3 protein-coding genes are annotated in these 11,295 nt (G+C 70.2%); 1 reads left to right on the top strand and 2 read right to left on the bottom strand.

Going from position 1 to position 11,295, the window contains the following annotated elements:
• Both LZ199_RS14065 and LZ199_RS14060 read right to left on the bottom strand, forming a co-directional pair.
• Window positions 1–8,881 (bottom strand): non-ribosomal peptide synthetase (locus LZ199_RS14065; RefSeq protein WP_253994190.1); only part of this gene is annotated, 8,881 nt, incomplete at its 3' end.
• A 46-nt stretch (window positions 8,882–8,927) separates the two neighbouring features.
• Window positions 8,928–10,355 (bottom strand): MFS transporter, encoded by a 1,428-nt coding sequence (locus LZ199_RS14060; RefSeq protein WP_253994189.1) that lies wholly within the window; start codon window positions 10,353–10,355, stop codon window positions 8,928–8,930.
• A gap of 268 nt (window positions 10,356–10,623) precedes the next feature.
• Here LZ199_RS14060 and LZ199_RS14055 point away from each other — a divergent pair, with 268 nt between their 5' ends.
• The gene (locus tag LZ199_RS14055; RefSeq protein WP_253994188.1) at window positions 10,624–11,061 is read left to right on the top strand and encodes a DUF2383 domain-containing protein; all 438 of its coding nucleotides are present in this window, start codon (window positions 10,624–10,626) and stop codon (window positions 11,059–11,061) included.
• The last annotated feature ends 234 nt before the right edge of the window (window positions 11,062–11,295 follow it).

The raw sequence follows: 11,295 nt of genomic DNA, 5'->3' as shown, positions 1-11,295 counted from the left end.
CCAGGCAGAAGGCGACGCGGACTTCGGGCCCGACACCACGCGAGCGCAGCAAGTGGGCGAGCTGGTTGGCGCGCTGATTGAGCTGGAGGAAGGAGAGAGAGGAGGCGTCGTCGAGGACGGCGAGGGCATCGGGCGTGAGGGCGGCCTGAGCCTCGAAGCGCTCATGGAAGGCGCCAGTCCAGGGCAGCTCGCGGCGGGTGCTGTTCCACTCGACGAGCACCTGACGGCGCTCCTCCGCTGGCAGCATCGGCAGTTCACCCACGAGGGTATCGGGGGCGGAGACGACGGCTTCGAGGAGCGTGGAGAAGTGGGCGACCATCCGGGCGATGGTGGACTCCTCGAACAAGTCAGTGCGGTAGCCGAGAGCGCCTTCAAGGCCCTCGCCCAGCGTCAGGGTGAGGTCGAACTTCGCGCTCGGCGTTCCCGAGTCGAAGGACTCCAGGCGAAGAGGGGACGTCTCCACCGTGCTGCCCGGCACTTCCATGCGAGTCGTCGGTGCGTTCTGCAGGACGAGCATCACCTGGAAAAGGGGCGAGTGACTCAGGGTGCGAAGCGGGTTGAGCTCCTCGACGAGCTTCTCGAAGGGGACGTCCTGATGCTCGTAGGCGGCGAGGGTGGTGCGCTTCACTTGCGCGAGCAGCTCGCGGAAGCGGAGTCCCGGCAGGAGCTGGGTGCGCAGGACGAGGGTATTCACGAAGAAGCCGATGAGGCCCTCAGTCTCCGAGCGCGTGCGTCCTGCGATGGGAGAGCCGACGGAGATGTCGTCCTGACCCGAGTAGCGGGAGAGGAGGAGCTGCCAGACGGCGAGCAAGGCCATGAAGGGCGTCACGCCTTCGCGCTGGCAGAGGGCGAGGAGCCGCTCGTTGACGGAGGGAGGCAGGCTGACGGGGAAGGCCCCACCGCGGTTGGACTGGACGGGCGGACGCGGCCGGTCGGTGGACAACTCCAGGAAGGGAGGAGCCCCCGTGAGCTGCTGCTTCCAATAGGAGAGCTGCTGCTCCAAGGCTTCGTCACGAAGCCAGGAGCGCTGCCACGCGGCGTAGTCCGCGTACTGCACGGGAAGGGCTTCCAGCCGGGGCGTCTGTCCGGTGGCGTGGGCGGAATAGAACTCCGCCAGCTCGCGGAGGAGGATTCCCATGGACCAGCCGTCGGACGCGATGTGGTGGACGGTGCCCACCAGGACATGGCGCTGCTCCTCCAGGCGCAGCAGGAGCACGCGGAAGATGGGGCCGTGCTCCAGGTTGAAGGGCCGAGCGGCCTCCTCGCTCACCAGGCGCTGGGCCTCGGCGAGCTTCGTGTCCTCGGGGAGGGACTGGAGGTCCCTCAGCGACACACTCACCGGCGCGGGCGCGTGGAGGTGCTGGTACGGCTCTCCGTCACGCGTCAGGAACGTCGTGCGCAGGGATTCGTGGCGCTCGACGAGCGAGGTGAAGGCGCCTTCGAGGGCGGTCACATCGAGCGGCCCTTGCATCAGCAGGGCGAGAGGGATGTTGTAGGTGGGGCTCCCGGGCTCGAGTTGGTCAATGAGCCACAGGCGCTGCTGCGCGAAGGACAGCGGCAGCTCGCCAGTACGCGGCACCGGGACGAGCGGAGGCCGCACCGTTCCCTTGCCCACGAGGGTTGCCGCATCCAGCCGCTCAGCCAGCGCTTCGACGGTGGGCGCTTCGAACAGCCCCCGCAGCGCCACCTCCACCTGGAAGGTTTTGCGGATGCGCGAGACGAGCTGCGTGGCCAGCAGCGAGTGGCCGCCGAGTGCGAAGAAGTCGTCCGAGATGCCAACCTGGGGGACGCGCAGGATCTCGGCCCAGATGGAGGCGAGCTGCTCCTCGGTGGGCGTGCGCGGTGCGATGTATCCGGTTGAGGGGGCGGCGAGGACGGCCTCCGGAGGAGGCAGTGCCTTGCGGTCAATCTTGGCGTTGGCGGTGAGAGGGAGCGCGTCCAGGCGGAGCAGGGATGACGGCACCATGTACTCGGGGAGCCGTGACTTCAGGAACGCGCGGAGGGAGACGGCATCGAGGTCGTCACCGACGAAGTAGCCAACGAGGCGCTTGTCTCCGGGGACGTCTTCACGCGCCATGGCCACGGCGTCGCGGATGGACGGGTGCGCGAGCATGGCGGCCTCGACTTCGGGCAGCTCGATGCGGAAGCCGCGCACCTTCACCTGCGCATCGGCGCGACCGACGAAGGCGAGCGTCCCATCCTTGTTCCAGCGGACGAGGTCTCCGGAGCGATAGAGGCGCGCACCGGGGACGGAGGAGAAGGGGTCCGGGACGAAGCGCTCGGCGGTGAGGCCGGGCTGGCCGACGTAGCCGCGCGCGACGCCATCACCACCGATGAAGAGCTCGCCAGTGGTGCCGATGGGAACGGGCTGGAGCGAGGCGTCGAGGACGCGCAGGCGGGTGCCGTTGGTGGGCCTGCCGATGGGAAGCGAGGGCCCGACATCGTCGGCGTGCGCGATGGGGAAGGTGGTGGCGAAGACGGTGTTTTCGGTGGGGCCGTAGCAACAGGTGATGGAGACGCCCCAGTCCTGCACCGCGCGGCGGACGTGCGGCGCGGAGATGACGTCGCCACCGGTGAGGATGCGCTGGAGGGAAGGCGGCGCGGGGAGCCGGCTCTCGACGAGCTGGGAGAACAGTCCGATGGTGGCCCAGAGCGTGGTGACGCCGTGGCGCGCCGCCGTCTGGAAGAGCTCCTCCAGAGAAGGTGTCTCAGGTGGGAGGACGACGAGGCGAGCCCCGTGGAGCAGGGCGCCCCAAATCTCGAAGGTGGAGGCGTCGAAGGAGATGGGGGCGAGGAGGAGGTGGGTCTGCTCGGGCCCTAAATGGGTGTAGTCGATGCCGATGAGCGTGTGGATGACACCGCTGTGGGTGCTGCCGACGCCCTTGGGCTTGCCGGTGGAGCCGGAGGTGAAGTCGATATAGGCGAGCGACGCGGGGAGGGCGGAAGGCGGAAGTGCTCCAGTGGAGCTGTCCGCCAGGGACACCTCATCCAGCAGGACACACGTCAGTCCGTCGGCGGGCAGCTTGTCGAGGAAGGCGCGGGTGGAGACGAGGACCTGGGGCCGGGCGTCCTCGAGCATGGAAGCAAGGCGCTCGCGGGGGTACTTGGTGTCGAGGGGGACGTAGGCGGCGCCGGCCTTGAGGATGGCGAGGAGGGAGACGATGAGCTCGACGGAGCGTTCGACGGCGATGGCGACGCGGGAGTCGGTGGTGACGCCGAGGGAGCGCAGGTGCCAGGCGAGCTGGTTGGAGCGCTCGTCGAGCTGGCGGTAGGTGAGGGAGGAGTCACCGAAGAGGACGGCGACGGAGTCAGGCGCGCGCGCGACGACGTCGGCGAAGACGGCGGGCAGGGTGGAGTCGGGCGAGACGTGCGCGGGAGCCGAGGCCCAGTCCACGAGGACGCTTTGCCGCTCCTCGACGGTCAGCATGGCGTGAGCGGAGACCGGAGCCTCGGGGCGAGCCACGAGGGACTCGACGAGCAGCTCGAAGTGCCGCGTCATCCGCTCGATGGAGGCCCGCTCGAACAGGTCCGTGTTGTAGGTCAGCGCGCCGAAGAGTCCGTCCGCGCCCCCATCCACGAAGTTCAGCTCCAGCTCGAACTTGATGACGGTGCCTTCCACCTCCACCGGGCTGAGTGACAGCTCCTGCTTCTGGGGCGCCGAATCGGCGGGGCCCTGGAAGGCCGCCCCGGGGGTGTTCTGGAGCGCGAAGAGGACCTGGAACAGCGGGCTGCGGCTCATGTCCCGGCGAATCTGGAGGTCTTCAACCAACCGCTCGAACGGGACGTCCTGGTGCGCATAGGCACCCAGGGCGTTCTCCTTCACCTGCCGCAGGAGCTGGAGGAACGTCGCGCCCGGGTCGATGCGCGCCCGGAAGACGAGCGTGTTGACGAAGAAGCCGATGAGCCCTTCCAGCTCCGCGCGCTGACGGCCGGCGATGGGCGAGCCGACGGCGATGTCGTCCTGTCCGCTGTGGCGAGACAGGAGTAGCTGCCACGCGGCGAGCAGCGCCATGAAGGGCGTGGTGCCCTCTCGCTGGCACAGCGTCTTGAGCCGCTTGGAGACCTCCGGCTTCAATGTCACGGGCACCTGGGCGCCAGCGAAGGTCTGCGCCGGAGGCCGAGGCTTGTCGAGCGGCAGGTCCAGCGTGGCGACTCCGGACAGTCGGCCGCGCCACCAGGCGAGCTGCTGCTCCAGCACGTCGCCCTTGAGCCAGTCGCGCTGCCAGACGGCGTAGTCGGCGTACTGGAGGGCCAGGGGCGGAAGCGGCGACGGTGCCCCCATCGAGAAGGCCGCGTAGAGGGTGGCGACCTCCTGGACGAGCACCCCCATGGACCAACCGTCGGAGACGATGTGGTGCATGTTGAGCGCGAGGACGTGCTCGGTGGGGGACGTCTCCAGCAGCACGGCGCGGACGAGCGGGCCGGTGGAGAGGTTGAACGGGCGCATGTACTCCTCGCCCAGCAGTCGCTCCACCTCCGCGCGAGTCGCCTCCGGCGTCTGTCCCTGGACCTTCACCAGCGTCACCGGCACCTCCGCGTGCGGGGCGATGACCTGGAAGGGCTCGTCGTTCTGCTGGAGGAACGTGGTGCGCAGGGCCTCGTGGCGCCGCACCAGCTCGTCGAAGGCCCGCTGCAGCGCGGACAGGTGAAGCTCTCCGTCCAGCCGGACGAAGGAGGGCATGTTGTACGTCGCCCCGCCGGGCTGGAGCTGGTCCAGGAACCAGAGGCGCTGCTGCGCGAAGGACAGCGGCAGCGGTCCCGTGCGAGGCACCGGAACCAGCGCGGGAGGCTGCCGGTTCCGCGACGTCATCAACATGGTGTCGATGCTCGCCGCGAGGGCCGCCACCGTGGGCGAAGCGAAGACGGTGCGCAGCGGCAGCTCCACGCCGAGCGCGGACCTCACGCGCGACACGACCTGGGTGGCGAGCAGCGAGTGCCCCCCGAGCGCGAAGAAGTTGTCGGTGACGCTCACGCGCGGCACGTGCAGGACGTCGGCGAAGAGCGCGGCGAGCTTCTCCTCCAGCGGAGTGCGAGGCGCGGCGAAGGCGGCGGCGCCGCGCAGGCTCTCCGCGTCGGGCGCGGGAAGGCGCTTGCGCGCGAGCTTTCCGCTGGGCATCAGGGGCAGCGAGGGCAGCGCCACGAAGGCGGACGGCACCATGTACTCGGGCAGGCGCTGGAGTACGAAGGCGCGCAGGGCCTCGGTGTCGAGCGTGGCCTCGGGCGCGAGGACGACGTAGCCCACCAGGCGCTTGTCGCCCGGCACATCCTCGCGAACGATGGCGGCGGCGTCACTGAGCCCCGGCGCGGAGCGGAGCACGGACTCGACTTCACCCAGCTCCACGCGGAAGCCGCGCAGCTTCACCTGGGAGTCCAGCCGCCCCAGGAAGTCGAGCGTGCCGTCCGGGCGCCACCGCGCCGCGTCTCCGGTGCGATAGAGCCGCGCGCCCGGCACCGTCGAGAAGGGGTCCGGAACGAACGCCTTCGCGGTGACGTCCGGCTGTGACAGGTAGCCGTGCGCCAGGTGGGTGCCGCCGACGTACAGCTCTCCCGAGACGCCGATGGGCACCGGATGGCCGAGCGCATCCAGGACATACAGCCGCGTGTGGCCCACCGGCCCGCCGATGGACGGCAGCCGGGGCCAGGACGTGGGAGTCCCCTGGAGCTGGAAGGCGGAGACGACGTGCGCCTCGGAAGGGCCGTACTGGTTCTCCAGGACGCTGCCCGGGAGCTTCTCGAAGAACGCGGCGACCGTGTCGCTCACCTGGAGCTGCTCACCCGCGGTGATGACCTCGCGCAGGGAGCCAGGCAGCGTGGCGCCGTGGAAGACGGCGTCGGCGATGGCCTGGAGCGCGACGAAGGGCAGGAAGAGCCGCTCGACGCGCTGCTGGTGCATGAAGTCGAGCAGCGCCGGAATGTCCTGGCGCAGTCCCCCGGTGGGAAGCACGACGGTGCCCCCCGCCCACCAGGTGCAGAAGAGCTCCTGGATGGAGACGTCGAAGCTGAGCGACGCGAACTGCAACGTGGTGGCACGCGGCTGGACCGAGCGCGCGAGCTGCCAGGTGAGGAGCGCGCTCAGCGCGCGGTGGGGCATGACGATGCCCTTGGGCACCCCCGTGCTCCCGGACGTGTAGATGACGTACGCGGGGCTCTCCGTGGACACCTCGAGACCCGGCGCGCGCTGGGACAGGCTGGCCACGTGGGCCGCGTCGACGTCCAACAAGAGGAAGCGCGCCCCATGCTTCGAGGGCAGCGACGCCGCGAGCTGGGAGTGGGTGAGGACCACGGGCGCGCGCGTGTCCGCGAGCATGAAGGCCAGGCGCTCAGCGGGGTAGCTGGGGTCGAGCGCGACGTAGCTGGCTCCCGCCTTGAGCACGGCGAGGACAGCGGCGGCCATGTCGAGCGACTTGTCCAGGCAGATGCCGACGATGCTCCCCGGTGTCACCCCGCGCGCGAGCAGGTGCTGCGCGAGCTGGTTGGCCCGCGCCTCCAGCGCCGCGTACGTGAGGGCGTGGGTGCCATCGGTGACCGCCACGGCGTCGGGCGTGCGAAGCGCCTGGGCCTCCACGGGCGCGTGGAGCGTGGTGGGGCTGAAGGGCTCGCGCGAGGTGTCGTTCCAGTCGACGAGGACCTGGCGACGCTCGGGCTCCTCCAGCATCGGCAGGCGCCAGACGGCCTGGCTGGGGTCGCTGACGGCGGACTGCAGCAGCCGCACGAGCTGGTCCGCCATGCGCTGGACTGTCGCCGTGTCGAAGAGGTCCGTGTTGTATTCGAACACCGCGTTGAACACGGTGCCGTCGTCGGACGCCAGCAGCGTGAGGTCGAACTTGGCGGTGCCGCTGATGGCGTCCAGCGGGCGGACCTTGAGCGGCGCGTCGGGGTCCTCGGCTCCCACCGACTTCGGCGTGTTGAGCAGGGCGAGCATCACCTGGAACAGGGGCGTGCGGCTCTGGTCGCGCTCGGGGCGCAGCTCGTCCACCAGCTTCTCGAAGGGGACGTCCTGGTGCGCATAGGCCCCCAGCGTCGTCTCGCGCACCTGGGACAGCAGCTCGCGGAACGTCATCCCCGGATGGAACCGGGCCCGCAGCGCCAGGGTGTTGGCGAAGAAGCCGATGAGCCCTTCCAGGTCCGACCGCATCCGGTTGGCGATGGGCGAGCCGACGATGATGTCGTCCTGCCCGGAGTAGCGCGCCAGCAGCGTCTGGTAGCCGGCCATCAACACCATGAAGGGTGTGACGCCCTCCTGCCGGCACAGCGCGTAGACGCTGGTGGCGAGCGAGGCGGGGAGCTCCACGCGCAGCATGTCCCCGCGCAGCGACTGGATGGGAGGCCGGGGCCTGTCGGTGGGCAGCTCCAGCGCATGCGGCGCGTCGGCCAGCTGGGTCCTCCAGTACGCGAGCTGCGACTCGAGCACGTCACCCGTCAGCCAGCCGCGCTGCCAGACGGCGAAGTCCGCGTACTGCACGGGCAGCTCGGGGAGCGGGGAGGGACGGCCCAGCGCGAAGGCCTGGTAGAGGGCGGGGACCTCCTGGGTGATGACGCCAATGGACCAGCCGTCGGAGATGACGTGGTGGATGACGATGAGCAGCACGTGCTCGTGCTCGTCGAGCTTCAAGAGCCGCGCGCGCAGGAGCGGTCCCGTGGCCAGGTCGAACGGCGTGCGCGCCTCCGCGTCGGCGATTCGCTGCGCCTCCGCGTCGCGGGCCCCCGCGGGCAGGGCGCGCAGGTCGTCGACGGGGATGGTGACGGGCGCGGGCGGGGAGATGGCCTGGACGGGGCCGTCCTGCAGCGAGCGGAAGCTGGTGCGCAGCGTCTGGTGGCGCCGCGCCAGCTCCGTGAAGGCGCGCTCCAAGAGCGCGTGTTCCAGCGGGCCGGTGAAGCGCAGGCCGTAGAACATGTTGTACGCGGGACTGCCGGGCTGGAGCTGGTCCAGGAACCAGAGCCGCTGCTGCGCGTACGACAGCGGAGCGCCGTCGCCATGCCCGGTGAGGATGGGGCCGGTGAGGGACAGGGCCGACTCGAAGAGGCGCGTCACCAGCTCCTTCGCGTGGGGCTCGCGCAAGAGCGAATACCCGTCTCCGGGCGCGTCCTCGACCTGGGCGCCTGCTTCCGCGAGCACCGCCCAGCCCTTGTCCTTCTCCACGTCCGCGGCGTCGACGACCTCTGCGGCGCGGACGATGCGCGCGGTGCCGGGAAACGCCTCGGGGACGTAGCGACGCGCGGCGCGCACGTGCGCGGAGAAGACCTTGAAGCGCGCGCGCAGCACCTCCAACGTCATGGACGCGGGCAGCAAGCCCTGGCGCGTGCCCTCCGCGTGCAGGTGCAGCAGCAGGGGCTCGGGGTCCTTGCCCGGGGTGAGCGCGGCGGGCAGCTCCAACGGAGAGACGCCCGCCTGGAGCGCCAGCTCCTTCGCGAAGAGCGCGGCATGCGCGGCCAGGGCCGTGGCGGAGACGCTCCGGTCTGGCGACGCGGGCGGCGGCTCGAGGAGCGTGAGCTTCGCGACATGGCCATCGCGCTGGAGCAGGCGCGCCATCTCCCACGCGATGACCGCGCCCAGCGCCCAGCCCGCCAGTTGATACGGCCCCTCGGAGTGCTCGGCGCGGAGGGCCTCCACGTAGAAGACGGCCATCGCCTCCAGCGACTCCATGGGCGCGCGCCCGTCGTCCACGCCGCGCGCCTGGAGGCCGATGACGGGCTGGGTCGCGGGCGCCTGGCGGACCAGCTCCGCGTAGCAGTCCAGGCGGCCATCCATCGGATGCACCAGGAAGAGCGGACGGGCCGTGTCGTTCCCCTTTCGCAGGGGCACCAGCGGCGAGGCGGACGGGCTCGCGTCGGATGGGGGGACGGGGCCGACGGACGTCGGGGAGTCGTTGCGCGTGCTCACGAGGTACTCCAGTCAGTTCATTGCGCGGGGCCGGGGCGCTGCGTGCTCAGGACGGGGAGTTTCCCGTCGCCGAGAGCGGACTCTCGGACACGGCGCCTGCCGGTGGCGGTTCGGAGGAAAGAGTCAGGGCGAGCGGCTGGGAGGGAATCACGTCCGGATGTTCTTCCTGGACGCGCCGCGCGCGAGGAGACAGCAGGAGGAGCCCGACGGCGCCCAGCACCGTGAGCCCCAGGACGACGAAAAGAAAGGCGATGCCACGCCCGGTGCCCGTGCCCAGCACGCGGCCCACGCTGCCAGCGAACGCGCCGCCTGGCGCCATCCACGGCTCGAAGACCCGGTCCGCCAGCGGGCCCGCAATCAGCGTGACGAGCAGCACCGCGGACTGCCCCACCGTCTTGCGCAGCGCGGACACCCGGCCCTGGATTTCCAGCGGCACCTTGAGCTGCCACAAGACCTGCGAGTTGGCCGTGGTGAGCGGCATGGAGAACAGGAACAGCGCCGCCGCCGTGGCGAGCAACGGCACGCTGGGCGGCAGCGCGGCCAACAGCAGCATGAGCGAGGCGATGGCCGGGAAGCCCGCGATGCCGAGGATGCGGCGCTTGGGGCCGCCCCACACGCTGGTGAGGATGCCTCCGGCCAGCATGCCCATGCCGGAGATGGAGCCGATGAGGCCCAGGTTCTTCAGGTCCGTGAAGGCCAGCACCAGCGGCGTGAAGAGCAGCAGCACCAGCGCGAGGCTCGCGTTGGTGAACGTGGTGAAGGCCAGGATGTACGACAGGCCCCGCCGCTCCCGGAGGAAGCGCCACCCCTCCGCCAGCTCCCGGCGCATGGAGCGCGGCGCCGTGCTCCGCGCGGAGGCCCCCGGCGTCGGCGGGAAGCGCACGGCCACCAGCACGCCCGCGGCGAACAGGAAGCTGAGCACGTCCAGGAAGAGCACGCCGTGCAGGCCAATGCTCCCCACCAGCACGCCGGCGAAGACGGGCGACGCAATCTGGCTGAGCGCCGCGCCCAGCTCCGCCATGCCGCTGGCCCGCCCCAGGTGCCGCTTGGGGATGAGCAGCGGCGTCGTGGCAGTCCACGCCGGCCAGCGGAACGCCGTGCAACAGCCCCCCAACAGGACGATGGGGTACAGGTACCAGGCCTTGAACTCCAGCTGGCCCGCGTCGTCCGCCACCAGCAGCATCCAGATGAGCGCGGTGGTGACGCCGGAGCCCACGTCGCTCCACAACATCGCCTTCCTGCGGTCCCACCGGTCCACCAGCACGCCGGCGAACGGGGACAGCACCGCCAAAGGCAGCGTGGCGCAGAAGGAGATGAGCACGAAGCGCGTCGTGGAGCCCGTGAGCTGGTAGACGTGCGCACCCAACGCGAACGACGTCAGCCCCGAACCGAAGAGGGAGATGAACTGCCCCAGCCACACGAGGCCGAAGGTGAAGAGCGGGCGCGACGGCGAAGCAGGCGACGGGGCGGTCATTCGGCGTGACGATACAAGCTGGGTTGGCTGGCGAGCTTCCCACTGGCCAGGGGCACGGCACTGGAACTGGGGCACTCCTGGATCAGCTTCACAGCCCTGACGCATTCTTGCAAACAGACTACCCGGACAGTCGCGCTGATACCCGCTGAAGCACGGACGGAGGGTATGGCCCAGGGGAGGTGGCGGGGGAGGGGGCCCTCGTTGCGAGCGGGCGGGCACGCCCCACCTTCTTGCTCAGCAACCCGTTCACCACTTCCAGGAGGCCTTCATGGCGAACACCGACAAGGATGTCGAAACGCTCAATTCCTTCCTCCGGGGCGAGATTTCAGCGGTGGAGACCTACCGCCAGGCGATTGGTCACATCGAGGACGACGTGCGACGTCGCACGCTGGATGAGTGCCTGCATGACCACGAGAGCCGCGTGGAGAAGCTGCGCGAGCGCATTGTCCAGCTCGACGGCAAGCCGGCGGAGGGTTCCGGCGTCTGGGGCGCCTTCGCGAAAATCGTCCAGGGGGGCGCGGACGTGCTGGGAGAGAAGTCCGCCATCTCCGCGCTGGAGGAAGGCGAGGACCACGGCCTGCGCGACTACGAGCGCGACGCGGAAAAGGTCAACGGCGACCTGCGGCGCTTCGTGAAAATGGAGCTGCTGCCCGCGCAGAAGAGCACCCACAAGAAGCTCAGTCACCTGAAGCACACCCTCCACTGAGGTGACGTGACAGGTGGGAAGCTCCCCGGCCCGGGCCGCGCGCGTCGCGACTCCGGGCCGCCCTTGTTGGCACTCTCAACTTCCAGGAATGCGCCCGGCCGGGTGAATCGCCGGGCGTTGACCGCGTCACAGCCGGCGCTGCCTTCTTCCGAAGATATAGACCGCCAGGGAGGGGTCGGACGTCGGGGGTCTCACGGCGGACGGATGGGGCCTGGAGGTTGAGGGTGCGGCGTG

The organism is Myxococcus qinghaiensis (assembly GCF_024198215.1).
Taxonomy (GTDB): Bacteria; Myxococcota; Myxococcia; order Myxococcales; family Myxococcaceae; genus Myxococcus; species Myxococcus qinghaiensis.
Note: the sequence above shows the minus strand (reverse complement) of the source record. Positions and strands in the feature narration are given on the sequence as shown.